At 43.9% G+C, this 25,248-nt stretch carries 25 protein-coding genes; 20 read left to right on the top strand and 5 right to left on the bottom strand.

Annotated features, from left to right (window positions below; all coding sequences use genetic code 11):
* Nucleotides 1-61: 61 nt before the first annotated feature.
* Complete coding sequence (der, locus tag DBZ36_RS14120) at nucleotides 62-1,534, top strand: ribosome biogenesis GTPase Der (protein WP_120355608.1); 1,473 nt, start codon at nucleotides 62-64, stop codon at nucleotides 1,532-1,534.
* A 9-nt stretch (nucleotides 1,535-1,543) separates the two neighbouring features.
* Nucleotides 1,544-1,768, top strand: coding sequence for a zinc ribbon domain-containing protein (locus tag DBZ36_RS14115; RefSeq protein ID WP_120355607.1), 225 nt, complete (start codon nucleotides 1,544-1,546; stop codon nucleotides 1,766-1,768).
* 42 nt (nucleotides 1,769-1,810) lie between these two features.
* Here DBZ36_RS14115 and DBZ36_RS14110 read toward each other — a convergent pair whose 3' ends face one another.
* Nucleotides 1,811-2,143 carry a ComEA family DNA-binding protein gene (locus tag DBZ36_RS14110; protein WP_120355606.1) on the bottom strand — a complete coding sequence of 111 codons (333 nt, stop codon included), beginning with the start codon at nucleotides 2,141-2,143 and terminating at the stop codon, nucleotides 1,811-1,813.
* Nucleotides 2,144-2,264: 121 nt separating this feature from the next.
* Between DBZ36_RS14110 and DBZ36_RS14105 the strand changes: the two genes are divergently transcribed.
* From DBZ36_RS14105 to ptsG, 3 genes are all read left to right on the top strand, one after another.
* On the top strand, nucleotides 2,265-2,585 hold the full coding sequence (locus DBZ36_RS14105) for a YqcC family protein (RefSeq protein ID WP_120355605.1): 321 nt from the start codon (nucleotides 2,265-2,267) through the stop codon (nucleotides 2,583-2,585).
* Entirely contained in the window at nucleotides 2,575-3,330 is a 756-nt protein-coding gene (locus DBZ36_RS14100) for a pseudouridine synthase (protein WP_120355604.1), read from the top strand. Before DBZ36_RS14105 ends, DBZ36_RS14100 begins: the two co-directional genes overlap by 11 nt.
* Nucleotides 3,331-3,627: 297 nt before the next feature.
* A complete protein-coding gene (gene ptsG, locus DBZ36_RS14095; protein WP_120355603.1) occupies nucleotides 3,628-5,064 on the top strand; it encodes a PTS glucose transporter subunit IIBC in 1,437 nt (478 codons plus the stop codon).
* Nucleotides 5,065-5,129: 65 nt separating this feature from the next.
* Here ptsG and DBZ36_RS14090 read toward each other — a convergent pair whose 3' ends face one another.
* The 4 genes from DBZ36_RS14090 to map form a co-directional block, all read right to left on the bottom strand.
* Nucleotides 5,130-5,507, bottom strand: a complete 378-nt coding sequence (locus DBZ36_RS14090; RefSeq protein ID WP_120355602.1) for a DUF3461 family protein — start codon at nucleotides 5,505-5,507, stop codon at nucleotides 5,130-5,132.
* A gap of 337 nt (nucleotides 5,508-5,844) precedes the next feature.
* Complete coding sequence (dapD, locus tag DBZ36_RS14085) at nucleotides 5,845-6,879, bottom strand: 2,3,4,5-tetrahydropyridine-2,6-dicarboxylate N-succinyltransferase (RefSeq protein ID WP_120355601.1); 1,035 nt, start codon at nucleotides 6,877-6,879, stop codon at nucleotides 5,845-5,847.
* A gap of 24 nt (nucleotides 6,880-6,903) precedes the next feature.
* A complete protein-coding gene (gene glnD / locus DBZ36_RS14080) occupies nucleotides 6,904-9,513 on the bottom strand; it encodes a [protein-PII] uridylyltransferase (protein WP_120355600.1) in 2,610 nt (869 codons plus the stop codon).
* Nucleotides 9,514-9,546: 33 nt separating this feature from the next.
* A complete protein-coding gene (gene map / locus DBZ36_RS14075) occupies nucleotides 9,547-10,353 on the bottom strand; it encodes a type I methionyl aminopeptidase (RefSeq protein ID WP_120355599.1) in 807 nt (268 codons plus the stop codon).
* A gap of 293 nt (nucleotides 10,354-10,646) precedes the next feature.
* Between map and rpsB the strand changes: the two genes are divergently transcribed.
* The 15 genes from rpsB to rnhB all read left to right on the top strand — a co-directional run bounded on the left by rpsB (nucleotide 10,647) and on the right by rnhB (nucleotide 25,190).
* Nucleotides 10,647-11,381, top strand: a complete 735-nt coding sequence (gene rpsB / locus DBZ36_RS14070; RefSeq protein ID WP_120355598.1) for a 30S ribosomal protein S2 — start codon at nucleotides 10,647-10,649, stop codon at nucleotides 11,379-11,381.
* Between the two features lie 103 nt (nucleotides 11,382-11,484).
* Nucleotides 11,485-12,336: a translation elongation factor Ts gene (tsf, locus tag DBZ36_RS14065; RefSeq protein WP_120355597.1), complete on the top strand. Its 852-nt coding sequence runs from the start codon at nucleotides 11,485-11,487 to the stop codon at nucleotides 12,334-12,336.
* A gap of 158 nt (nucleotides 12,337-12,494) precedes the next feature.
* A complete protein-coding gene (gene pyrH, locus DBZ36_RS14060; RefSeq protein ID WP_120355596.1) occupies nucleotides 12,495-13,235 on the top strand; it encodes a UMP kinase in 741 nt (246 codons plus the stop codon).
* 16 nt (nucleotides 13,236-13,251) lie between these two features.
* Entirely contained in the window at nucleotides 13,252-13,809 is a 558-nt protein-coding gene (gene frr, locus DBZ36_RS14055; protein WP_120355595.1) for a ribosome recycling factor, read from the top strand.
* Between the two features lie 132 nt (nucleotides 13,810-13,941).
* Nucleotides 13,942-14,697, top strand: coding sequence for a polyprenyl diphosphate synthase (uppS, locus tag DBZ36_RS14050; RefSeq protein WP_120355594.1), 756 nt, complete (start codon nucleotides 13,942-13,944; stop codon nucleotides 14,695-14,697).
* A 25-nt stretch (nucleotides 14,698-14,722) separates the two neighbouring features.
* Nucleotides 14,723-15,574 (top strand): CDP-archaeol synthase, encoded by an 852-nt coding sequence (locus tag DBZ36_RS14045; RefSeq protein ID WP_120355593.1) that lies wholly within the window; start codon nucleotides 14,723-14,725, stop codon nucleotides 15,572-15,574.
* Nucleotides 15,571-16,770, top strand: a complete 1,200-nt coding sequence (gene ispC / locus DBZ36_RS14040) for a 1-deoxy-D-xylulose-5-phosphate reductoisomerase (RefSeq protein ID WP_120355592.1) — start codon at nucleotides 15,571-15,573, stop codon at nucleotides 16,768-16,770. Before DBZ36_RS14045 ends, ispC begins: the two co-directional genes overlap by 4 nt.
* Nucleotides 16,770-18,122, top strand: a complete 1,353-nt coding sequence (gene rseP / locus DBZ36_RS14035) for a sigma E protease regulator RseP (RefSeq protein WP_120355591.1) — start codon at nucleotides 16,770-16,772, stop codon at nucleotides 18,120-18,122. Before ispC ends, rseP begins: the two co-directional genes overlap by 1 nt.
* Before the next feature lie 36 nt (nucleotides 18,123-18,158).
* Nucleotides 18,159-20,576 carry an outer membrane protein assembly factor BamA gene (gene bamA, locus DBZ36_RS14030; RefSeq protein ID WP_120356022.1) on the top strand — a complete coding sequence of 806 codons (2,418 nt, stop codon included), beginning with the start codon at nucleotides 18,159-18,161 and terminating at the stop codon, nucleotides 20,574-20,576.
* Nucleotides 20,577-20,617: 41 nt separating this feature from the next.
* Nucleotides 20,618-21,115, top strand: coding sequence for an OmpH family outer membrane protein (locus DBZ36_RS14025; protein ID WP_120355590.1), 498 nt, complete (start codon nucleotides 20,618-20,620; stop codon nucleotides 21,113-21,115).
* A 1-nt stretch (nucleotide 21,116) separates the two neighbouring features.
* Nucleotides 21,117-22,133, top strand: a complete 1,017-nt coding sequence (gene lpxD / locus DBZ36_RS14020; protein WP_120355589.1) for a UDP-3-O-(3-hydroxymyristoyl)glucosamine N-acyltransferase — start codon at nucleotides 21,117-21,119, stop codon at nucleotides 22,131-22,133.
* 30 nt (nucleotides 22,134-22,163) lie between these two features.
* Nucleotides 22,164-22,619, top strand: a complete 456-nt coding sequence (gene fabZ, locus DBZ36_RS14015) for a 3-hydroxyacyl-ACP dehydratase FabZ (protein WP_120355588.1) — start codon at nucleotides 22,164-22,166, stop codon at nucleotides 22,617-22,619.
* Nucleotides 22,620-22,631: 12 nt separating this feature from the next.
* Nucleotides 22,632-23,420: an acyl-ACP--UDP-N-acetylglucosamine O-acyltransferase gene (gene lpxA, locus DBZ36_RS14010; protein WP_120355587.1), complete on the top strand. Its 789-nt coding sequence runs from the start codon at nucleotides 22,632-22,634 to the stop codon at nucleotides 23,418-23,420.
* Nucleotides 23,417-24,571: a lipid-A-disaccharide synthase gene (gene lpxB / locus DBZ36_RS14005; protein WP_120355586.1), complete on the top strand. Its 1,155-nt coding sequence runs from the start codon at nucleotides 23,417-23,419 to the stop codon at nucleotides 24,569-24,571. Before lpxA ends, lpxB begins: the two co-directional genes overlap by 4 nt.
* Nucleotides 24,564-25,190, top strand: a complete 627-nt coding sequence (gene rnhB / locus DBZ36_RS14000; protein ID WP_120355585.1) for a ribonuclease HII — start codon at nucleotides 24,564-24,566, stop codon at nucleotides 25,188-25,190. Before lpxB ends, rnhB begins: the two co-directional genes overlap by 8 nt.
* The last annotated feature ends 58 nt before the right edge of the window (nucleotides 25,191-25,248 follow it).

The following is a 25,248-nucleotide window of genomic DNA, read 5'->3' as shown; positions in this document are numbered from 1 at the left end:
GCCTTATGCAGATTGGTATGATAATCAGCATCGGGCCTTCTTTTTTTAGTACAGGAAAATTATGTTACCAGTGATAGCGCTTGTAGGGCGCCCAAATGTCGGGAAATCGACTTTATTTAACCGCCTAACCAGAACGCGAGATGCGCTTGTTGCTGATTTTCCAGGTTTAACCCGCGACCGTAAATACGGCCAGGCAAAGATCGAAGAACTTGAGTATTTGGTCATAGATACCGGTGGTATCCATGGTGACGAAGAAGGCATTGACGCAGAAATGGCAAATCAGTCGCTACAAGCAATCGATGAAGCTGATGCGATTTTATTCCTTGTTGATGCGCGAACAGGCGTTAATGCTTCCGATCAAGCTATTGCGCAGCATCTGAGAATGCAAAACAAACAGGTATTTTTAGTTGCGAACAAAACTGATGGTATCGATGCCGATTCAGCGATAGCTGATTTCTATTCATTAGCGCTTGGCGAAGTACATCCGATCGCAGCCGCTCAGGGCCGAGGCGTTAATGTACTAATTGAACTTGCGCTTAAACCCTTTGTAGAAGAGTCAGCCGCAAATGCTTTGGCCTTAGCGGAATCTGGCGAAGCTGAACTTGCCATTGACGAGTTCACTGAAGACGAAGATGAACTTGCGCGACTAGAGCAACAGTTTGCTGATCTACCCATTAAGCTTGGTATTGTTGGACGGCCTAATGTTGGTAAGTCCACGCTAACCAATCGTATATTGGGAGAAGAGCGGGTTGTTGTCTATGATATGCCGGGTACGACACGCGATAGTATCTACATTCCAATGCAACGTGAAGACCAAGACTACGTGTTGATTGATACTGCAGGCGTAAGACGTCGTGGTAAAGTTACTGAAGCCGTTGAAAAGTTTTCGGTTATTAAGACGCTTAAAGCTATTGAAGATGCCAACGTCGTCTTACTTGTATTGGATGCAAAATCTGGGATCTCAGATCAAGATCTTAGTTTACTAGGGTTCATTCTTAATGCTGGTCGAGCTTTAGTTATTGCAGTAAACAAGTGGGATGGTTTGGATCAAGATACCAAAGACACCATTAAATCAGAGCTCGATCGTCGCCTAGGCTTTATTGACTTTGCGAGGGTTCACTTTATATCTGCATTGCATGGCACTGGAGTGGGGCACTTGTATGAGTCTGTTCAAGAAGCCTACAAGAGTGCCACCACTCGTACGTCTACTTCTATGCTTACGCGTATTATGCAGATGGCACAAGAAGATCACCAGCCGCCTCTGGTTCAAGGGCGCCGGGTTAAGCTTCGATACGCGCATGCCGGAGGCTATAATCCGCCACGAATCGTTATTCATGGTAACCAAGTGTTGTCGCTACCCGATTCGTATAAACGCTATTTGATGAATTACTTTAGACGCTCCTTAAAAACTATGGGTACGCCTATCCGTATCGAGTTTAAAGAAGGTACTAATCCATTTTCTGACAAAGTTAAAAAGCTCAGTCTATCTCAGCAACGCCAGCGCAAACGCCTGACGCAGGGCTTTCGTAAGTAAGGTTTAATTATGTTATGTGCCGTATGTCATCTAGAATTAGGTGCTGACTTTAAGTCAGGACTATGCCCACATTGTGACCGCTCGCTACAGGTAGTTGCCCAATGTGATGTCTGCGACCAAGCTCTTGAAGTGATGAAAGCGTGCGGTGCGGTCAACTACTTTTGTAACCATTGTAATACATTGAAATCTAAAAAGAAGATTGTAATGGTAAGCCAAATTCGGCCGGACAGCTAACCGGCAGTTTTTACATCGTATCGAGTATGCTGACAAATACTGTCACTGTACTCGAATTCGGCTCTTGTTCTTCTCATAGATACTAGGGCCAATACCTGGCACAGTCTGAATGTCCTCAATAGCCGCAAACTGTCCTTGAAGTTCTCGATAATCAATAATAGCCTGAGCCTTACTTTGACCGATGCCTTCTAAAGTTTGCAGTTGATCAAGTGTCGCGGCATTTATATTGATGCTCGCGTTGCTCATGTTTTGACTTCCATCGTTATTCTCAGCAGACCACGCGGCAGCGTTTGGCACTAAAAGAAACAGACAGATCCAAAAGCTAAGGGATAATTTGTGCCAATAGATTTTTTTATAAGCAGATTGAGTACTCATGCTTGTATCCTTTTCTAGAGTTGAGTGAATGTTAATAACTAAATTATCATTAACGTAACAAGCATGGCCTATATTGCCGTAAATTCCAGTTATTGATATAAATATTTTTAGTGGTTCAATTATGAAATCTTTGTCGCAACAATTAGTCGAGCTAGAACACTGCTTAAAGCGTCATGGCCATTGGCAATCTCAATCGCCTTCAAAGCTTGATTTGACGAGTCCTACTCCTTTTAGTGCGGATACCTTAAGTCCATGTCAATGGTTGCAGTTTGTATTCATTCCAAAACTCGGCGCTCTTATAGATGACAATAAGCTACCAAGCGCTATGCAACTGAGTCCCTATTTCAGCGAATGCTTCGAACTAAGTTTGAGCGGCAGGGCAGAACTGCTAAAACGTTTAGAGCGATTAGATAGTGAGTTTGGAGTAACGAATGAACGATGAACAGCCCGCTATAGACGAGCTAAAAATCGCATATCAAGATGAACACTATGTATTGGTAGATAAACCAGCTGGTTTGCTAGTTCACAAAAGTTGGATTGCTAAAGAAGCGAAACAGTTTGCATTGCAGATGTTACGCGACCAATTGGGGCAATGGGTTTTCCCGATACATCGCTTGGATAGACCAACCTCGGGTTTGCTTATGTTTGCATTGTCTAAAGAAGCTGCAACAAAAATGAGTTTGGAATTTCAAAACTCAGGGGTTGAGAAAACCTACGTCGCTTTAGTTCGTGGAGTTTTAGTTGGTCGTGACACTATTGATTATCCATTAGTAGAAATACTAGACAAAATGACGGATAGCAAAGCGAAGTCAGATAAGCCCGCTCAAAATGCGGTGACGCGCTATCAAGCGCTGGGGCACTATGAATTGCCCTATAGCACTGGTCGCTATCCAAGTTCGCGTTTTAGTATGATGCGTTTTTGCCCACTTACAGGGCGTAAGCATCAGTTGCGCCGGCATATGCACCATGTTAGTCACCCCATTATCGGTGATACTACCCATGGTGATGGGCGTCAGAATCGATTATTTAGAGATTTGGGGTTTTCTCAATTGTGCTTACGAGCACAGAAACTTAGCTTTACCCACCCTTATACAGAGCAACAAATTAAGGTTGAATTGGAAGACGATGATTATTGGAAGGGTATTAAAGCCTTGCTACAAGATAAAACGTTTATCGTTGAAGGGTAGCTTTTTAGAACTCAATTTCCACGGCAAATTTCCTATCCTGTCGTATTTGATTGGTTAAAAGTTGAAGATTCGCGCAATGTCATGCTGCGATAGCACAACTGAAATGAAGTCTTACACTTTGTTACATTTGTTACCTTTGATCATGTTCCAGATCTCATTTTTTAAACTTGCATCTGTTTAAACTTCTGCTCAGTCAATAAAGGCCGTAACTGTAAAATTTTTCCAGCAGGCTTGGAAATATTGACTACAGTAATGGTATTAAAGTTTTATATCTTTCTAAATTACTAGGAGCAAAATATGACAAGCAGTTTGTTTGCAAACTTGCAGAAAGTCGGTAAGGCACTGATGCTACCCGTATCGGTTCTTCCGGTTGCAGGTATATTATTAGGGGTAGGTGCCGCTGATTTCGGTTGGATGCCATCTATACTTTCGGAGCTAATGGAGCAAGCTGGAGGTAGCGTATTTGGTAACATGGCGTTGCTTTTTGCAATTGGTGTTGCACTTGGTTTTACCAATAATGATGGTGTTTCGGCACTAGCGGCTGTTGTCGGTTACGGCATTATGACAGCAACACTAGGCGTAATGGCTGGTGTTATGGGTGTTGATAAAATCGATACCGGCGTACTTGGTGGTATTTTGGCTGGTGGTGTCGCTGCTTGGGCCTTTAACAAGTTCTTCCGTATTCAGCTTCCAAGCTACTTGGGCTTCTTTGCTGGTAAGCGTTCTGTACCTATTATCACCGGCTTTTGTACGATTGCCCTTGGTGTTGCGCTTGCGTTCATTTGGCCTCCAATTGGAAGCGCTATCGGAGCGTTTTCTCACTGGGCTGCTGAACAAAACCCAACCTTAGCATTTGGTATCTACGGTGTTGTTGAGCGTTCACTCATCCCATTTGGCTTACACCATATTTGGAACGTTCCATTCTTCTTTGAAGCTGGTCAATGTGTAACTTCAAATGGTGAAGTTGCAAACGGTATCTTGACTTGTTATTTGCAAGCTGATGATGCATCTCGCGCTGCAGGCAATGGCTTTGGTCAGCTAGCTGGCGGCTTCATGTTCAAGATGTTTGGTCTTCCTGCTGCTGCTGTAGCAATTTGGCATTCAGCTAAACCTGAGAATCGCGCAAAAGTTGGCGGGATTATGGTTTCAGCTGCGTTGACATCATTCCTAACTGGTATTACAGAACCAATTGAATTCGCGTTCTTGTTTGTTGCACCGGTTCTTTATGGAATTCACGCGCTACTAGCTGGCTCTGCGTATGTTGTAAGTAACATGCTTGGCTTTGTACACGGTACGTCATTCTCTCATGGTCTGATTGACTTCCTAGTGTTGTCTGGTAATGCACAGAAAATGGGACTCATGGTTGTTGTTGGACTTATCTATGCAGCTATCTACTACACCGTATTCCGCGCGGTTATCGCTAAGATGAATCTGAAGACTCCTGGTCGTGAAGATGAAGATGATGAGCAAGAAACAATTATTTCGGCCGATGCTAGTGAAATGTCTGCCAACCTAGTTGCTGCATTTGGTGGTAAAGATAACATCGTAAGCTTGGATGCATGTATTACTCGTTTACGTATTCAAGTAAAAGCTATTGAAAAAGTTGACCAAGCTAAGCTTAAAGCTTTAGGTGCTGCAGGTGTTGTTGTTGCAGGCCAAGGTGTACAGGCTATCTTTGGTACTAAGTCTGATAACCTTAAGACTGATATGGAAAGCTACATCAAAACTATCTAACCCTTAGTTTGAAGTAGCAACAAAAAGAGAGGCTTTAAGCCTCTCTTTTTTATGTCTATTGCCTGCTAGAGCTGCTCTATTTTTGCTTCAATTTCTCTTATTTTCTCAGCCACAACTTTTTCCAAATGTTTGAGGTCGCCTAACACCTGTTTCTTAATATCTATTTCGCGTTGCTCTTTTTTGGTTAACTGGTCAAGTTCTTCTACGATAAACCGCAGGTTACTATTAATCTCAGAAATGGTTCTAAACTCTTGAGTTCCACGGTCAGCTGCTACTTTTTTATGTTGACGGGGAAATTTGAACTTTACGCTTTTGGCAAACAGTTCTCCTGGATGCTTATGAAAGTATACTTTCAAAATGTCATTGTTAACTTCTTGGCGCAATTTATAGCTTTCAATATCTGTTGGGTTGGAAATGCCGATGTTCTGTAAATTCGGATACATGTAGAACTCCTGAGCGTCAAACCGATAAGCGTCGTATCGATTCAGTCAAAGCCACTATATAGAATAGCTATATAGAGGCGAAAATAGGTTTATTCTGAAATTGTTCTATACAAACAAAAGGTCGTTCTCAATTCCTTAGATTATGGTAAGTATTTATACTAATCAACATTGTTTTAACAAATGCATGACGATTGGCACGCGTGAGTTGTGCAGCGCACAGTTTTAGCCTTAAGGAAGCACAAAACTGTTGAGAGTGATGTGGATTGAATTTGGTAATGTCTTAGGGGAATGTTGATAATAACCGGTGAACGAGTGTCACCGGTTGTGGCAAAACAACTTAGTTATGCGCGTGTAGCTCTTCGTTAAGCGCTACTGCACTTTTGTTGGTCAAGCATTCAACCGCGCCACTTTGGCTATTTCGACGAAATAGTAAATCGTGCTTACCCGCTAAGTCGCGAGCCTTGACTAAAGCGACTGTTTGCTTGCTGTCGTCGATAAGAGCAACTTTGGTACCAGCGGTGATGTACAGTCCTGATTCAACGGTACACCTGTCTCCAAGTGGAATGCCAACCCCAGCATTAGCACCGATGAGGCTCTCTTCTCCAATAGCAATAATTATGTTTCCGCCACCAGAAAGCGTGCCCATTGTAGAACAACCGCCACCAAGATCAGATCCTTTTCCAACAAAAACCCCGGCCGAAACGCGGCCTTCAATCATACTGGTTCCGGCTGTTCCTGCATTGAAGTTACAAAAGCCTTCGTGCATAACCGTTGTGCCTTCTCCAATATAAGCACCAAGACGAACCCGCGAGGTTGCTGCGATACGAACGCCGCTAGGAACCACGTAGTCCGCCATTTTTGGAAACTTATCGACCGATGTTACTTGCAGGCTTTCGCCACGTAGACGTGCACTCAGTTGACGCTCAGCAAGTTCTTCAATATCGATGGCACCTTCATTTGTCCAAGCTACGTTTGGAAGTACGGCAAAAATACCGCTTAAGTCTGTCCCATGAGGTTTGACTAGGCGGTGGGATAATAAATGCAGCTTAAGATAGGCTTCAGGGGTAGAAGTAACCGGAGCATCTTGTTCTAAAAGTGTTAGTACGATGGCCTGATTACTGCTTTGCATTGCTTTAGCTGTATTTGCAAGTTCGGTAAGCCCTAAGTTTAGTGCGCTAGACATCAATTGCGCACATTGAGCCGAGTTAAGTTCAATGACCTGGTTTCCACCGGTGTAGTTGAAGCTTTGGCAAAGTGCTAGTACTTCGCTTTTATTAGCGTTGTGCAAGGGTGCTGGGTAGAAAACTTCTAACCATTGTTGCTTTTTGTTCTTGGTACCGGTACCTAAGGCGTAACTAAAAAACTCAGACATGCTGTCTCCGAATGTTGTGTTTTGTTATAAGTTTAATTGACGTTCAAGTTCTGTTTTAAGTAAGCTGCGTTCTTCATCGTTTAGGGCTTCGCGCTCACTATTACTTACACTAAAGAAATCTTCCGCTTTTTCTCCTATCGTAGTGACCTTTGCAGCATGTATCGTAAAATCAAGTTTTTGGAATACAGAGCTGATCCTTGCCAGAAGCCCTGGTTTATCCAGTGCGACCAATTCGAGTAAGGTCCGCTTGCCACGGGTAGGGAGAAATTCAATCTTTGGTTTTACTGAAAACTGCTGCATTTGTCGAGATGTTCGACGCGGTGTTAAATCGATTGGATGGGCGAAATGCAGCATCTTGACCAAGGCTTGACGCACTTGTGCGGCGCGTTGGCCAGTTACTGCTTGCCCATCTGGCTCAAGTACAACAAAGGTATCGATAGCAAATCCGTCCCTGCTAGCCATCACTTGAGCATCTAAAATGGTTAAGTTACGTTGATCTAAAGTGGCAGCAACCGATGCAAACAAGTGATCGATATCTTTACTATGGATAAAGATTTCGGTACCACCTCGAGTCGCTCGTTTACTAATTAAAACTAAAGGTTCTCGAGGCGAGTGCCCCCACAAATGATCACTATGCCAGGTTATTTGTTCGGGGGTATGACGCAGAAAATAGTCGGGACGAAAACGGCTCCAAAGGCTTAGGATTTGCTCTTCTGAATAACCTTTATGCGCTAATAGTGCTTTCGCTTTCAATTTTTTGTCGCGGATCATTCCTCGTAAATCAACCGGTTTTTCTAGGCCTCGTCTAAGCGCTTTTTGGGTTGCATGATAAAGCTCCCCAAGCAAACTACGTTTCCACGAATTCCAAGTATCGTCATTGGTGGCTCGAATATCTGCAACAGTTAAACAAAGCAACATATCAAGTCGGCGTTGGTCACGAACTAGATTTGCAAATTCATGAATAACGTCCGGATCATAAATATCACGGCGTTGGGCTGTTACCGACATAACCAAATGGTTTTGGACTAACCACGCAACCAAGCGCGCTGAGGGTTGACTAAAACCATGAGCAAGACAAAAATCTAAGGCATCAACCGCGCCTAAACTAGAGTGGTCTCCTTGCCTTCCCTTCGCTATGTCATGGAATAAGGCCGCTAGTAACAGAAGATCAGGGCGTTCTAATCGTGGGTAGATCTGATGACATAAGGGATGGTCAGCTGCTGATGCTGCGTTGGAGAAAAAATCAATATTTTTAATCAGGCGATGGGTATGTTCATCAACGGTGAACGCATGAAACAAATCAAATTGCATTTGTCCAACGATGCGACTCCATGCTGGAAAGTAAGCAGACATTACTCCATAGCGGTGCATCAGTGTAAATACGATCCCACTAAATCGTGGATGCTTGATTAGTTTACGAAAAAGACGTCGGCATTCTGGGTCGTCTTGAAGCCAGTGCGTTAGTCGTCGACGTGCTTCACGCAGTTGGCGTAAGGTTGAACTATATACGCCTTCTACTTGTTCATTATCCGCAATATGTAAGAACAGTTGAAGGATCTGTTCGGGTTGATCCAAAAACAGGCGTTTATTGTGAGAAGCTATCAAGTTGCCGCGCAAGTTGAAGTTATCATCGATCGCGCGGACGTCCATGGCTGTATTACCAAGGATTGCTTCGTCAAATAGTTGAAGAAGCATCTCGTTGAGTTCAGTTACACGGCGTACTGTCTGAAAGAAATGCTTCATCAGGCGCTCAACTGGCGCATTAAACTTACCGCTGTAACCTAAACGTTGTGCAACTGAGGTTTGGCGATCAAATAAAAGGCGGTCATCAGCTTTATTTAAGCCTAGATGTAAAGCGAATCGTACCCGCCACAAAAAATCTCGGCAATCTTGTAGTTCCCGACTCTCAGCTAAGGTTAAAAAACCGTGCTTGGCTAACTCATCGATGTCACTGCTACCAAAGTGGCGACCGGCTACCCAGCAAATGGTTTGAATATCTCTTAATCCTCCGAGGTTGCCTTTAATGTCAGGCTCAAGGGAGTAGGCGTTGTCGTTGTGCTGTTGGTGACGTTGTTGCTGTTCCGATTTTTTTGCTTCGAAAAAAGCTGCCGTTGACCAAAACTCGTCGGTGCTTACCGCTAACTGCAATTGAATATAGTGGGTCTCATTACCGGTTAATAGGCGTGATTCTTGCAGGTTGGTCGCTATTGTTATGTCGCTGCTGCCAAGCTCTAAGCACTCTTGTAGTGTGCGCACACTTTGACCAACATCTAAGCGTAAATCCCAAAGTAATGTAATAAATGCCGATAGACTTTCGGCAAGCTTTGGCGGCAGAGCATCTTGAGTAAGAACTAATATGTCAATGTCAGAATGGGGGTGTAATTCGCCGCGTCCATAACCTCCGACGGCAATTAAGCTCAAGCCATCATGTTGGGCCAAACCTAAGTCTTGCCATAACTGGACTAAAAGTAAATCCATTTGTGCAGCTCGGTGCAGGACTAAGTCGTAGACATTTACACCGAGATCAAATTGGTTTTCTGACCATTCTAAATCGTCGCTTAAGAACTGCTTACAATCTTTAATGCTTGGTGTTTGGTAATCCTCCAAACAGGGGGAGTTGATGGACACTTCCATGGTTTAGCAGTTCCTATGACAAAAATTACAACTTTATAGATTACGGATGCGACGCGGTATTTCTTCGTCGTCTCGTAAGGTAAGGACTTCAACACCATCATTGGTTACCAATAAGGTGTGTTCCCATTGTGCTGAATTTTTACCATCATCTGTCGTGGCAGTCCACCCATCGGCTTCGTTTATACTGTTGAATTTTTTACCCAAATTAATCATGGGTTCTATGGTAAAGCACATGCCAGCTTTCATACTTTGATTATCACCGCCGATCATGTCGCGGTAATGCATAATTTGTGGTTCTTCATGAAATTGCGAACCGATGCCATGGCCACAAAAATTCTCGACAATAGAATAACGATAATTACCTTTCTTAAGGTACTTATGAATGGCGTTGCCAATTTCTTTAAATTTAGCACCAGGTTTGACAGTTTTAATTGCGGCATACAAGGCTTGCTGCGTTGCTCGGCAGAGTTTTTTATCGGCCATACTGACTTCACCGATCAGGAACATCTGTGAGGTATCGCCATGATAGCCATCTTTAATCACCGTAATATCGATATTAACAATGTCGCCGTCTATTAAAATGCGCTGATTGTCTGGTATTCCGTGGCAGACAACTTCGTTGACTGACGTACAAATAGACTTAGGAAAACCGTGATAATCCAATGGCGCAGGAATTGCCTGTTGCTCGTTGACGATAAAGTCATGGCAAATTTGGTCAAGCTCTCCAGTACTGACTCCAGGCTTCACATGTTCTTTGATCATGTGTAATACATCTGCTGCCAAGCGGCCAGCAATACGCATTTTTTCAATTTCTTCTTGGGTTTTGATGACCACAGACATAGCGTTTTCTTTACAGGTAGTTGACTAAAGCCGACCAGTGTAACCCAGGCCTAAATGCAATGCCAAGCTTGCGCAACATAGCAAGCCCCAAGAAGTTTCCATTTGTTACTTTATTCGGCTTGGTGGATATGGTATAAAGCGCGCCGAAGCATGAAGTTCTCATGACTTTGAAACTTTACTTTAATCACACACACGTATCATTACCTCGGCCGGGGTGCTAAGGCGTTGCTTTAAACGCTGATAGTCGGACTAGAGGGATGCGTGGAGGCCTAACCCCAAGAGGAAACTAAAAAATGGCAAACGTATCAATGCGCGATATGCTCCAAGCTGGCGTACACTTTGGACACCAAACTCGTTACTGGAACCCAAAAATGAAGCCTTTCATTTTCGGTGCACGTAACAAGGTTCATATCATCAACCTAGAAAAAACTGTTCCTTTGTTCAATGAAGCTATGGGCGTAATTAAGTCTGTTGCATCTAAAAAAGGAAAAATTCTTTTCGTAGGTACTAAGCGCGCTGCTGGTGATGCAGTGAAAGAAGCTGCACTAGGTGCAGACCAATTCTATGTTAATCATCGTTGGTTGGGCGGAATGCTCACTAACTGGAAAACAGTTCGTCAATCGATCAAACGTTTGAAAGAACTTGAAGCACAAAGCCAAGACGGCACTTTCGAGAAATTGACCAAGAAAGAGGCGCTTATGCGTACTCGCGAAATGGAAAAACTTGAGAAAAGCCTTGGCGGTATCAAAAACATGGGCGGCTTGCCTGACGTTCTTTTTGTAATCGATGCTGAACACGAGCACATTGCAATTAAAGAAGCAAATAACCTAGGTATTCCTGTTATTTGTGTTGTTGATACTAACTCTGCTCCTGATGGCGTAGATTACGTTATTCCTGGAAACGACGATGCGATTCGTGCAATTAAATTGTACTTGGGCGCGGCTGCAGCAAACATTGTTGAAGGTCGTCAAGAAGACATCGTTGTTCAAGCTGAAGAAGACGGTTTCGTCGAAGAAGCGGCTGAATAATAAGGGCTTCGCTCCTTAGTAACCAGATACATCTGGATGGTTTACAGGGGGCGCATTTATGGCGCCCCCTGATTTTATTTGCACTCTGACCGAGGAATAAACAATGGCAATTACTGCTGCCCAAGTTAAAGAGCTTCGCGACCGCACTGGCGCAGGCATGATGGATTGTAAAAAAGCACTCACTGAAACCAATGGTGACATTGAGCTTGCGATTGAGAACATGCGCAAGAGCGGCGCTGCTAAAGCGGCTAAGAAAGCTGGTAACATCGCTGCTGACGGTGCAATCATCATCAAGCAAGGCGAAGGCTTTGCTGCTCTTTTGGAAGTCAACTGTCAAACAGACTTCGTAGCAAAAGATGCTAGCTTTAACGAATTCGCAGAAAAAGTAGCCGCTGCGGCAGCTGCTTCTAAAACTGATATCGACACTTTGAAAGCTGATTTTGAAGAAGAGCGTGTTGTACTTGTTGGTAAAATTGGCGAGAACATCTCTATCCGTCGTGTTCAATACCTAGATGGCGCAAATATCGCTTCTTACCGTCATGGTGAGCGTATTGGTGTTGCTGTTTGTGGTGAAGCTGATGCTGAAACTCTGAAGCACGTTGCAATGCACGTTGCTGCTTCGAACCCAGAGTACCTTACTCCTGAAAGCGTACCCGCTGAAGTTGTAGAGAAAGAGAAAAAGCTTCAAATCGAAATCGCAATGAACGAAGGTAAGCCTGCTGAGATCGCTGAGAAAATGGTTACTGGCCGCATGAAGAAATTCACCGGTGAGATATCATTAACGGGTCAAGCATTCATCATGGAGCCAAAGAAAACTGTTGGCGCTATTTTGAAAGAGAAATCGGCTACTGTTTCTGGATTTGTTCGCCTAGAAGTTGGTGAAGGTATCGAGAAAAAAGAAGAAGATTTTGCTGCTGAAGTTGCTGCTCAAATAGCAGCTGCTAAAGGCGCTTAAGACTTTAAAAGGCTGTGGCATTGTCCACAGCCTTTTTGTATCCTATTTTTGGCATTGCGTACGTAAATATAGCAATATGATGGCTTAGCAATTGTATTTCTATATTTAAGACAAGATTATCAACATCGTTCACCATTTCGCACAAGAGAGTCGCTAATATGAGTATTAACCCTAAACCAGCTTATCGTCGTATTTTATTGAAATTATCAGGTGAAGCGCTCATGGGTGATGAGAGCTTCGGGATCGATGCAAAAGTACTTGACCGCATGGCTCTGGAAATCAAAGAATTAATCGAACTGGGTGTCCAAGTGGGGTTAGTTATCGGTGGCGGAAACTTGTTTCGTGGAGAAGGTTTAGCCAAAGCGGGCATGAATCGTGTCGTTGGCGACCATATGGGAATGCTAGCAACCGTTATGAATGGACTTGCGATGCGTGATGCCTTGCATCGAGCTTTTGTGAACGCTCGTCTCATGTCTGCGATTGAACTCAAAGGTGTTTGCGATTCTTACAATTGGGCTGATGCTATTAGCAACTTAAAATCAGGTCGCGTCGTTATTTTCTCCGCAGGCACTGGTAATCCTTTTTTTACAACGGATTCGGCTGCCTGCTTACGCGGAGTTGAAATTGAAGCGGACGTTGTTCTTAAAGGCACCAAAGTTGATGGCGTTTACGATAGCGACCCAGTAAAAAACCCTGATGCAAAGCTGTATACTGAATTAGATTACAATGAAGTTTTAGATAAAGAGCTAAAAGTGATGGATCTAGCCGCTTTCACCCTTGCTAGAGACCATAACTTGCCAATTCGTGTGTTCAATATGAATCGAGCGGGCGCCCTGAAAGATGTGATTATGGGGTCAAACGAAGGCACAACTATTCACCATATTAAAAGCGAAGATTAAACTAAAGGAAGCTGCTGTGATTGATGAAATTAAAGAAGATGCAAAAATTCGCATGGATAAAAGCATCGAAGCGCTAAAAAGCCAGATGACAAAAATCCGTACCGGTAGAGCTCATCCAAGCTTACTAGATGGGATTATGGTTCCTTATTACGGAAGCTCTACGCCTTTGCGCCAGGTCGGTAATGTATCAACAGAAGACTCTCGCACACTTACGGTAACTGTGTTTGATACCACCGCTATTCAAGCTGTAGAAAAAGCAATTATGACCTCTGATTTGGGGCTTAACCCAATGTCAGCCGGCAATGTAATCCGTATTCCCTTGCCTATGCTTACCGAAGAGCGTCGTCGCGATTTAATTAAGTTGGTGAGGGGCGAAGCTGAACAAGGCCGAGTTGCGATTCGAAATATACGTCGCGATGCTAATGGTGATTTTAAAGACTTACTAAAAGAAAAAGAAATTAGTGAAGACGACGATCACCGCGCGCAAGACGATATCCAAAAAATCACCGATGCTGCGGTGAAGCGTATCGATGAAATGCTAAGTACTAAAGAAGCTGAGCTACTTGAAGTTTAAGCCGCAGTTGAGCAAATAGCGTGCTTTAAATCGCTAAACAGCTGAAATTATAGGCGCTCGAGGCGCTTGCTGTTTTCAGCTCCTGCAATGCCGTGTAATATGACACGGCATTTTTGTATCGTAGGCAGAAGAATGACCGAAACTGAGCTGTTGAAAAACCGCGACTTATTACCTAAACATATTGCAATCATCATGGATGGGAATGGGCGCTGGGCGCAGCAACGTGGCAAAATGCGAGTCTCTGGACATCGTGCAGGTGTTAAATCGGTGCGTGCAGCTGTTTCCGTAGCAGCTCGTCTTGAAATTGACGAATTGACCTTGTTTGCATTTAGTTCGGAAAACTGGCGCCGACCAGATGATGAAGTTAGCGGCTTGATGACGCTGTTTTTAACTGTCTTAGAGCGAGAAGTAAAAAAGCTTGACCGCCACGGGGTTCGACTCAGAATAATTGGGGATACCACAGGCTTTAGCCCTAAACTGCAGTTACAAATACAAAAGGCTGAAGCTACAACGGCTTCAAATCAAGGATTACTATTAAATATTGCAGCCAACTACGGTGGGCGCTGGGATGTCAGCAACGCGGTACAAAGCTTAGCCAAGCAAATCGAAAGTGGCGAAATCACCAGTCATGATATTACTGAAGAGACAATCAATCAGCGTATAGACAAATTATCAATGTCTGACGTAGATTTAATGATACGCACCGGTGGAGAGCACCGAATTAGCAACTTTATGCTATGGCAAATGGCGTATGCAGAACTATATTTTTGTGACACGCTTTGGCCTGATTTTGGTGAAGACTGCTTTACTGACGCTATGAGCGCATTTATTAATCGCGAACGTCGATTTGGATGCACAGGCGAGCAAGTGCAGTCGACGGCTGTTTAGTTAAACGAACAAAAAGAGATTTGATTTGTTAAAACAACGAGTATTGACAGCCTTAGTATTGGCCCCGCTAGCTTTAATAGCGATATTCTTTCTACCGATCTGGGGGCTAATCGCCTGCCTAGCAGGGGTGCTACTCATTGCATCACGCGAGTGGTCTCGATTGATCTGCTCTTCGTCATTGATTAATTGGCCCGTCAGCTTGCTGTTGTTTGCGGCTGTCGCCGTAACCTTTGTTTTTATTCCAATTGACCAACTCCATCATAATACTTGGCTCTCTGCGATATTGGATAGTGCCGTGGTGTGGTGGCTAGTGGCAATTATTCTAGTACTTAGCTATCCGCGAAGTGCTAGCCTTTGGAACGCTAGGCCAAGCGTCAAATGGCTGTTTGGCCTAATGAGCCTGTTGTCCTTCTTTTGGTCCATTGTTTATCTACGAGAACTAAATCCGGAAAGCAGTATTGATGGAGCTGGCTGGCTATTGTACGTATTACTCTTAGTTTGGGCCGCAGATACAGGAGCTTACTTTTTTGGAAAGCGTTTCGGTAAGCACAAGTTAGCGAAACAAGTTAGTCCTGGAAAAACGATTGAAGGATTGTTCGGAGGGATGTTGGTCGCTGGAGTTATTGTAGCGATAACGATTTTTAGCTTCGTTGAATTAGATGCTAAACAAATAGCTGTTTTCGTACTTATTTCAATGTTCACAGTGGTTGCTTCGGTGTTTGGTGATTTGGCGGAAAGCATGTTTAAGCGCGAAGCCGGAATTAAAGATAGTGGTAGTATTTTACCCGGGCATGGGGGTATTTTAGACCGAATTGACAGCTTGTGCTCGGCTTTACCAATCTTTGTATTCGGTCACTATCACTGGATCCTCAATTGAAGTCACAACTGGTAATTCTTGGCGCTACTGGCTCGATTGGGCAAAGCACCTTAAAAGTACTAAGGCAGAACCTTGAACAATTCGAATTGTTTGGGGTAAGTGCAAAAAGTAGTAGTGACACACTGCTGAAAATTTGTATAGAGTTTAACCCTCAATATGCGGTCCTACTCGAAGCAAAAGCAGCCCAGCGACTAAAACAAGACTGTGAGCTTGCGGGACTTAGAACCCAAGTTCTGTGCGGTGCTCAAGCTCAGAAAGAATTGGCGTGTGAGCCTGAGGTTAGCCATGTTATGGCTGCAATTGTTGGTGCAGCCGGCTTGGAGCCCACCTTAAGTGCGGTTGAAGCAGGAAAAACTATATTGCTCGCCAATAAAGAGTCGTTGGTGATGTGTGGCAAACTGTTTATGCAGCAAGCGCAGCGCTATGGGGCACAAATATTACCGGTCGACAGTGAACACAATGCCATTTTTCAGTGTCTGCCATCAGCGATTCAAAATAGTTTGGGTTCTTGCGAACTCAAAACTCATGGGGTTAGCAAAATATTGCTTACTGGCTCTGGAGGACCGTTTCGAAATACACCGGTATCAGAGCTGGCGCATGTGACACCTGAACAAGCCATAGCGCATCCAAATTGGGTGATGGGGCCTAAAATTTCGGTAGACTCAGCGACAATGATGAATAAGGGCTTGGAGTATATCGAAGCAAAACGCCTTTTTAACACCGCTAGAGACCAAATTCAGGTTATTGTGCACCCACAATCAATCATTCATTCAATGGTTCAATACCATGACGGCTCTACACTAGCTCAATTAGGGCGCCCAGACATGGCGACACCTATTGCGAACTGTTTAGCATACCCTGAGCGAATTAACGCTGGTGTTGAGGCTTTAGACTTTCTTGAGCTCGGCGAGCTAAGCTTTAAAGCTGCCGACTTTGCACACTACCCATGTTTAAAGCTTGCAATCGACGCTTGCTATTCAGGGCAGGCGGCAACTACAGTGCTTAACGCAAGTAATGAGATAGCGGTGGATGCGTTTTTAAATAAGCGTCTTGCGTATCTACAGATTAGTCAGCTGGTAGATGCCGCGCTGCAGCAAGAGTTCTCCAATACTGAAGTCAATTCACTTGCCGAAATACTTGCTTTAGATCTACAAGCGCGGAACTTTTCTAGCGCTTGGCTTAACAGGATTAATTGATGTTTGAGTTTTTATGGAATACCGCCTTTTTTGTTATAACACTCGGAATACTGGTCACAGTTCATGAGTTTGGACATTTTTGGGTAGCAAGACGTTGTGGCGTTAAAGTGATTCGCTTTGCGGTGGGCTTTGGCAAACCACTTTGGCGTAAAACGGGACAGGATGGAACTGAATATGTTTTAGCGGCTATCCCGCTTGGCGGCTACGTGAAGATGCTCGATGGTCGAGTTGACGATTTAAGCGAAGACGAACAAGAGCTTGCGTTTAACAACAAACCCTTATTGCAGCGCAGTGCGGTTGTAGCTGCCGGGCCAATTGCTAATTTTTTGCTGGCGATATTAGCGTTCTACTTTATGTTTCTTATTGGGGTTCCTACGGTTAAGCCTATTTTGGGTCCCATTGAACCGACGAGTATCGCGGGTCAAGCAGGTTTACAGCAAGGACAGCAACTCGTTGAGATAGAAGGTCAAACGGTTTTGGACTGGGAGATGGTTAATTTCAATTTGGTGCGTCATCTTGGGGGGCAGTCGATTGAGGTGAAAACGCAAGACCCTTCAAGTTCAGTTCTAAAAACTCACCGATTAAGCATTTCACAGTGGGCTCTTGATAGTGATCAGCCTAATCCAATCGCGAGTATCGGTTTAACTGCATTTCAGCCTGACATCTATCTAGAAGTTGCAAACTTGAGTGACGACGGTGCAGCCAAGCAAGCAGGACTAGAGCCGGGTGACCGTCTGTTAAGCATTAACGGCGAAGCACTGCAACATTGGCAAGACTTTGTGGAATGGATTCAAGCCTCTCCAGAAACTAGCTTACAGTTAGAAGTTGGACGTGGTTTAGATACTTTAAGCATCGAGTTAACCCCGAAAACGCGAATGCAAAACGATGTTGCCTTAGGTTATGTTGGCTTGATGCCAAAAATCGATGACTATCCTGAGTCCTATCAATTTTCAATGCAATACGGCGTGTTTGGTTCAGTAGCAAAAGCGTTGGAAAGAACGTGGGACTTAACAAAGCTAACGTTTTCGATGATAGGTAAATTGATTACCGGTGTCGTATCGGTTGATAACTTGAGTGGACCAATATCAATAGCCAAAGGTGCGGGTGCGACAGCGGATTTTGGATTAGTCTATTTCCTAGGATTTATTTCGCTGGTTAGTATCAACCTTGGCATCATTAATTTGTTACCATTACCAGTTCTAGACGGCGGTCATTTGTTCTTTTTTGCCTTAGAAGCGGTACGTGGCAAGCCGGTGAGTGAAAAAATTCAAGAATTTGGTTTCAAAATTGGCGCAGCATTAGTATTTTCTTTAATGGCGCTGGCTATTTTTAACGATTTTATGCGCCTTTAAGGGCTCAGAACTAAAGCAACGGGATTGTTGGTTTATATGTTTAAATTTAAGTATTTAGTTTCAGCAGCGCTGTTGCTGTCGCAATCGCTTATCCATGTACAAGCTGCACAAGAATTTGCAGTTGAAGATATTCGGGTCGAAGGGCTACAGCGAGTATCGCTGGGTGCGGCTTTGCTGCAAATACCAGTTCGGGTTGGTGACACAGTAAGTGACCAAACCATAAGTAACAGTATTAAGCAGTTATATCGCTCGGGTAACTTCGAGAATATCGAAGCCTTACGTGATGGCAATACGCTCATTTTACGGGTTACTGAGCGTCCAACTATTTCCAATATTGCTTATTCAGGCAATAAAGACATTAAACAAGAGCAACTCGAACAAAGCCTAATTGCTTCTGGAATTAGTGTTGGTGAGCCGCTCGATAAAACGCAGTTGAGCAATATCGAGAAAAGCCTCGAAGACTTTTACTACAGCTCGGGTAAATACAGCGCCAAAGTAAGTGCTATTGTAACCCCACTGCCGCGAAACCGAGTTGATCTCACTTTTAACTTCCAAGAAGGTGTCTCTGCTAAGATTGAGCAAATTAATCTAATCGGTAACCGTGATTTCTCCGATGGTGAAATCATTAAACGAATGAGCCTGACTGACTCAGTAGCTTGGTGGAACGTGCTCGGAGACAAAAAGTATCAGAGCCAAAAGTTAGCGGGGGATTTGGAAACCATTCGAAGCTTCTACTTTGACCGTGGTTATGTTCGTTTTGATATTAAGTCAACTCAAGTTGCGCTGACGCCCGATAAAAAAGGCATCTACATCACCATCAATATTGACGAAGGTGAAGTATACAGTATCGATGAAGTCATTCTTAACGGTAACCTACTCGATAAAAGCGAGGAGATGAATGCACTCGTTACTTTGGAACCCGGCGATATGTATAGCGGTGCAGAAGTAACAGCAACCGAAGAAGTTCTATCGCAATATTTAGGTCGTTTTGGCTATGCCTATCCGAAAGTTGATGTCTTCCCTGATATTGATGATGTAACCCGCACGGTTAAACTGAACTTTAATGTTGAGCCCGGCAATCGCTTTTATGTACGCCGTGTTAACTTCAGTGGTAATACGCTAACGAAGGATGAAGTGTTACGTCGCGAAATGCGTCAGATGGAAGGTACCTGGCTATCCAACCGTATGATTGAACAAAGTCGTGGCCGGTTAAATCGACTCGGATATTTTGAATCTGTTGAGGTTGATACAAAGCCCTTACCGGGTAGTGATGACCAAGTTGATGTGGATATCAAGGTCAAAGAGCAAGCATCGGGTGATATCAATGGTGGCTTTGGCTACGGTACCGATTCGGGCTTTAGCTTGTTTGCTGGGATTCAGCAGAACAACTTCTTGGGTACCGGAAATCGTGCTGGATTTAATGTAAACACCAACAAGTACTCAAAGAACGCTAGTCTTAACTTTACAGACCCTTATTTCACGGTGAACGGCGTCAGTCTTGGTGGGCGAGTGTATTACTCTGACTACGAAGCGCAAGAAGATGACGTGGCAGACTATAACAACACCACCCTAGGTGTGCGTTCAACGCTTGGTTTCCCAATTAATGAATATAACCGACTAGATGCTAGCTTAGGTTTGGAAAACAATGTCATCTCGCGTAATAACGAGTATGCCCAGTTGATTGATTTTTGGGATATTTATGCTGAAAACGAAGAAGAAGATGGACGCCTAGGCTTTACTGCCTTGGATTTCACCCTTGGCTGGGATCGCAATACCTTAAACAATGGCACGATGCCTAGTGCGGGTTCAACCCAACGCCTGTCCTCTAAAGCGACAGTTCCTGGTTCTGAACTACAGTTTGTTAAATCTAGTTTCGATACCCGCCACTATTTTCCAATTACTGAAAATCATGATTGGGTAGTGATGCTGCGCGCACGTGCTGCCTATGGTTTTGGCTATGGTCAGACTGGCGATGGCGTCGATCACATTTTACCGTTTTTCGAGAATTATTTTGCCGGTGGTTTTTCAACTATTCGTGGCTTTCGCTCAAACACTGCTGGTCCAAAGGGGATCGAAGTCATTGGCGATGACTACACTGTAACTGATAGTAGTGTCGGTGGTGATGCGATGGCGATTGGTACGGTTGAATTTATTGTACCAACACCTTTCTTGGATGAGTCTTATATTCGACAAGTACGTACCTCATTCCACTTTGATTTTGGTAGTGCCTGGGATACCAAGTTTGACTATGAGAGATACAAAGCACTTTGTACTCAAAACTGCCAAGATCTATATGACTATAGTTCACCGACTAATATCCGTGCGGCAGTAGGCGTATCTGTGCAATGGATTTCACCGATGGGGCCTTTGGTCTTTTCGTTGGCACAACCACTTAAGAAATACCCAGGCGACCGTACTGAAGTATTTTCATTTAATATTGGTAACTCTTTCTAAGCTGTTCATGGGCTAAGATTAAAAAGAACTAGGAGAAAACTGTGAAGAAATTATTATCAGCAGCAGCAATAGCATTAGCATTGTCAACTACCGCAATGCCAGCATTAGCGACTAATGTAGGGGTCGTTGATGTAGCAGAAGTTTTTCAAAATCACCCTAAACGTGAAGGCATAGCCAAGAAACTGAAAGACGAGTTCGAAGGTCGAGCGCGCGAAATTCGTGCGCTAGAAAAAGAAATGCAAACCATGCTTGATAAGCGTGAGAAAGATGGTGCATTGATGAAAAGCTCGGATTTAAGTGCTTTGAATCGCAAGCTTGAATCTAAGCAAAATGATTACACATTCAAGCGTAAAACCTTCGAAGAAGACAACCGTCGTCGTCAAGCAGAAGAACAGCAAAAGCTTATGAAGAGCATTCAAACTGCAGTGACTGCGGTTGCTAAAGCGAAGAAACTAGATTTAGTTATTCCGCTTGATGCCACGGCTTATGTAAAAGACAGTATCGATATCTCTAAAGACGTTATCAAGCGAGTAAAATAACGTGGACTATAGCTTAGGTGAGTTAGCTAGCAAGCTTAATCTCTTGTTAAATGGTGACCCAGAAACACGCATCAGTGGAATTGCATCTATTGAAAATGCGCGTGCAGGGGATATTAGTTTTCTATCCAATCCTAAGCTTGAATCCAAGCTCGATGACTGCATGGCTTCGGCGATTGTGTTAAGCGAAAAGTCAGCCAATAGCTTTAGTGGTAGTTGCTTGATATGCCCTGACCCGTATGTTGCTTTTGCAAAATTAGCACAATTGTTTGACACCACGCCAGCGGTTGCAAAAGGTATTGATGCCAGCGCCAGTATCGCTGGAAATGCAGTGCTAGGCAAAGATGTGTGTTTAGCTGCTAACGTAGTTATTGAGCGCGGCGTGGTTCTAGAAGACGGTGTTAAAATTGGTGCTGGAAGTTTTATCGGTCAAGGCTCTCGCATTGGAAAAGACAGTATCATCTACCCTAATGTTACGCTCTACCATAACTGTAGTTTAGGTCAAAACTGTACTGTGCATAGTAGTACAGTGATTGGTGCAGACGGTTTTGGTTACGCCAACCATCAGGGGGAGTGGATAAAAATCCCTCAGTTAGGTGGTGTTCAAATTGGCGATAAAGTGGAAATTGGTGCCGGTGTAACCATTGACCGTGGAGCCTTAGATAATACGGTTATCGAATCTAATGTTATTATTGATGACCAAGTCCACATTGCTCATAACTGTACTATTGGCAGTGGTACCGCATTAGCTGGAGCTACAGCAATAGCGGGAAGCACTAAAATCGGTCGTTATAATATTATAGGTGGCCGTACAACGATAAATGGTCATATCGAAACTTGCGATCAAGTTACAATTACTGGTAATTCTATGGTGGTACGTTCAATAAAAGAACCGGGCACCTATTCATCTGGTGTTCCAGCCTCTAAGAATCGAGATTGGCGTCGCAACATTTTGCGCGTCGGACAGCTTGATGAAATGTATAAACGTATTAATGCCTTAGAAAAGAAAAATACCAACTAATAAAGCGCCCCAAGGCGTGAGGATTTCACTGTGACAAAAGAATTAAACCGAATAGAAATCAACGAGATCATGGATTTGCTTCCTCACCGCTATCCATTTCTATTGGTTGACCGTGTCCTTGATTTTGAAGAGCATAAGTATCTAAAAGCGGTGAAAAACGTATCGATAAACGAACCCTTTTTCACCGGGCATTTTCCGCAACAACCGGTTTTACCCGGCGTACTCATTCTTGAGTCCTTGGCCCAATGCACCGGTATATTGGCGTTTAAGTCGACCTCAAAACCGGCCGACAACGAGCTTTACTATTTTGCAGGTATCGACAATGCTCGGTTTAAGCAGCCCGTTGGCCCTGGTGATGTATTGCAACTTGAAGTCGAGCTTTTACGTGAACGTCGAGGGATAGGGAAATTTTCGTGCATTGCCAAAGTTGATGATAACGTGGTTGCTAGCGCTGACATTATGTGTGCTCGTCGCGCCATTCAATAGAAGGGGCTTGTCATGCTCAACCCAACAGCGCAAATTCATCCAACAGCAATTATCGAAGGAGAAGTGACACTTGGCGACCAAGTAAAAATTGGTGCCTATACCTTGATTCAAGGTCCGGTTACGATCGGCGATAATTGTGAAATATCATCTCATGTTGTAATTCGTGGCCGAACCACGATCGGTCAAAATAATAGAATTTTTCAGTTTGCTTCGATCGGTGAAGATTGTCAGGATCTTAAATACGCTGGCGAAGACACCAGTTTAGTAATCGGCGATAACAATACATTTCGTGAAAGCGTTACGGTGCACCGCGGTACTATTCAAGATAATTCTATCACTCGTATCGGTAATAATTGTTTATTTATGATTAATGCTCACGTGGCCCATGACTGCATTGTCGGCAATGGCTGCATTTTTGCAAACAATGCTACCCTTGCTGGACATGTAACTATCGGCGATAACGTTATTTTTGGTGGGCAAGCCGCCATTCATCAATTTGGTAAAGTTGGATCTTATGCCTTTATAGGCGGCTGCGCTGCCGTTAACAAAGACGTACCACCATTTGTAATGGTTGTTGGCAACTATGCGCGCCCTGTAGCGGTGAATACCGAAGGATTGCTACGCCGAGGCTTTGCAAAGGATACTATCCGTAGTTTGAGGTCGGCTTATAAAACGCTTTATCGAAGTGGACTGGGCTTAGAGGAAGCGATTACCAAAATTGAATCCGATCTTCCTCAAAGCGAGGCTCTGGGTCAGTTTGTCGCATTCTTACGTGACAACGGTAGAGGTATTGTGCGGTGAGCAATGTTGCTACGCCGCATATTGCTATCGTCGCCGGGGAAGTCTCCGGCGATATTTTAGGTGCTGGTTTAATTAAAGCCCTTAAACAGCAATATCCAAATGCTAGGTTTAGTGGTGTTGCTGGACCGTTGATGATAGAGCAAGGCTGTGAAACGCTCTACCCAATGGATACGCTATCGGTAATGGGCTTGGTGGAAGTATTAGGTCGGATTGTACCAATCTTAAAAATGCGCAGAGCACTTATCCAGCATTATTTGGAAACTCCCCCGGATGTCTTTATTGGCATTGATGCCCCCGATTTTAACTTAGATTTAGAGCTTAAATTACATAGTAATGGTATCAAGACCTTACACTATGTAAGCCCTTCTGTTTGGGCTTGGAAACAAAAGCGTGTTTTCAAAATAAAACAAGCATGCAATAAGATCTTAGTATTTTTGCCCTTCGAAAAAGCATTTTATGATCGCTTTGATGTGCCATGTGATTTTGTTGGGCACACCATGGCTGATGATATCGAATTACATACGCCTAAAACACCTGCTCGACAAAATCTCGGTTTAGATGACAGTCGACCAACACTGGCGTTAATGCCTGGTAGCCGCAAGGCAGAAATCGAGTTGCTGTCGCCAGTATTTCTAGAAACGGTCGAGCGACTTTCCCAGCATTTGCCTGACTTACAAGTTGTCGTTCCTTTAGTAAATGCGAAATGTCGGGCACAATTTGAAGCTATAGTTGCACAATACCCGTCGAATCTTTCTCTTACGCTTGTTGATGGTAATGCGCGGGCTGTTTTAAGTAGTGCTGATGCTGTGCTGTTAGCCTCGGGTACTGCGAGCCTCGAAGCGATGTTGGTAAAAAGACCCATGGTGATTGCTTATCGTTTTAAGCCTCTTACCTATCAGATAGCGAAACGGATTGTTAATGCCAAGTTTGCTGGTCTGCCAAATTTATTGGCTGATGAAATGATTGTTCCTGAGTGCATACAAGACGAATGCAACGCCGAACGTCTCGCGTATGAACTATTACCTTTGTTTACTCAGGATCAAAGCGCGTTGATACAACGCTTCACTCAATTGCATCAACTTATCCGATGTGATGCCGACCAAAAAGCCGCTTCAGCGGTTCGTAATGTTTTGGAATCAAGCAATGACTAAAACTCTTGAGCCCTTTGAGTATCCGCACGGTTTTCAATGCTTTGCTGGAGTTGATGAAGTTGGACGAGGTCCCTTGGTCGGTGATGTAGTGACTGCCGCCGTTATACTTGATCCCAATCAACCTATATCCGGACTCAATGACTCGAAGAAACTAAGCGAGAAACGCCGAGAACAATTGAATATTGAGATAAAAGAAAAATCTTTAGCTTGGTCAATAGGTCGCGCGAGTCCTAAAGAAATTGATAAGCTTAATATTTTGCATGCGACAATGCTGGCTATGCAACGAGCAGTTTTGGGCTTAAAAATAACACCTGATTTTGTGTTAGTTGATGGAAACCGCCTTCCGCAACTCCAACAAGCAGGGCTTGCTGTTGTTAAAGGTGATGGCCGAGTGGCACAAATCAGTGCCGCCTCAATCATTGCTAAAGTCGAGCGCGACAATGATATGTTAGCTCTTGATGCCCTATACCCGCAGTATTTGTTTGCTAAGCATAAAGGTTACCCTACGGCTGCGCATATGGCCTTGATTAAAGAGCACGGCTTAATTGCGCAATATCGTCGAAGTTTTCGACCTGTGCGCGAAATAGCGTTGGCTAGTGGGGAATTAGTGAGTGACTGAATTGACCCTTAACCCCCCCCAATTTGTTCATCTAAGAATTCATTCCGACTACTCGATG

Source organism: Alginatibacterium sediminis (genome assembly GCF_003610775.1).
In the GTDB taxonomy this organism is placed as follows: domain Bacteria; phylum Pseudomonadota; class Gammaproteobacteria; order Enterobacterales; family Celerinatantimonadaceae; genus Alginatibacterium; species Alginatibacterium sediminis.
The sequence above is the reverse complement of the archived record's forward strand: the minus strand, read 5'-3'. Positions and strand labels throughout refer to the sequence as shown.